This is a genomic window from Protofrankia sp. CiT1 (genome assembly GCF_917627335.1).
Lineage (GTDB): Bacteria > Actinomycetota > Actinomycetes > Frankiales > Frankiaceae > Protofrankia.
In genome coordinates this window covers 5,172-6,013 of record NZ_CAKJTP010000210.1, presented here as the reverse complement: position 1 = coordinate 6,013, position 842 = coordinate 5,172, and the positions used below count along the sequence as shown (strand labels likewise).

Here is an 842-nt window from a genome sequence, read left to right as displayed (position 1 = left end):
GTCCACGACGAGCTTGTCGCGCCTTCGCTCGCCAGACAATACGAGGAATCGGTGCTGAGGCTGTACCGCGGTGAAACGGTGTCCCCGGCCCGAGCAATCGATCTCCTTTTCGAGGTCTGGGACGAAGAGGACCTACCCGCGCTGCCACAGCTTCCGGAGAGTGCTATCTGGAAGTTCGTGTCATAACAGCATGGGTGTGGAGGGGATTCTCGTATTCGATACCGGGCCGCTGATGCATTTTGCGCGGCATAACTGGCTCGGAGTCCTGAAGGCCGTCGTCGGAAAACGGACCGCACTCATACCTGACACGGTCGTGGACGAGTTACGCACGGGAGCAACCCGCGACAGTCGCATCCAGGCCGTGCTGGATGCGACCTGGCTCGAGCATCGGGAACTTCGGACCGAAGAGGAGATCAAGGCGTTTGCTGACTTCTCCGCGCTGCTGGTATGGCAGGACCGCAACCGCGGGGAAGCGGGAGTTCTCGCACTCGCCTCCACCGTGGGCGGCATTGCCGTGATCGATGACGGCGCTGGACGCCGAGCCGCAGCGACACACAAAGTGGCCCTACGTCCGACACTGTCGCTGTTATGCGAGGCGATCCGGCTTGGGCTACTCACGGTGGAGCTCGTATCCGCGCTTGCCGACGATCTGCTTAGCGGGGAGTACCGCCTGCCCTTTGAAGCTGGCGGATTCGAGAAGTGGGCCGGCGAGAACGGCCTGCTGTCATGACCTGGTGCGAGCAAAGCGCCAAGTGATGAACGATGATCGATCTCCCGGCACCGCTTGGTCCGTCAACGGCTAAGAGCGCCCGAGGATAGGGCGTTCGGTCAGTGAGCGGCTC

Annotated in this window: 1 protein-coding gene and 1 pseudogene; both read left to right on the top strand. The window is 62.2% G+C overall.

The window, feature by feature from the left end; translation table 11 throughout:
- A pseudogene (locus MJ785_RS20055) lies at nucleotides 1-186 on the top strand (hypothetical protein); the annotation flags it as partial.
- A gap of 4 nt (nucleotides 187-190) precedes the next feature.
- Nucleotides 191-730, top strand: coding sequence for a nucleotide-binding protein (locus tag MJ785_RS20050; protein WP_239372581.1), 540 nt, complete (start codon nucleotides 191-193; stop codon nucleotides 728-730).
- Nucleotides 731-842: the final 112 nt, after the last annotated feature.

Bases quoted from the DNA above. Each gene is read 5' to 3' on its own strand.
- MJ785_RS20050 (WP_239372581.1), top strand. From the start codon at position 191: ATGGGTGTGGAGGGGATTCTCGTATTCGATACCGGGCCGCTGATGCAT.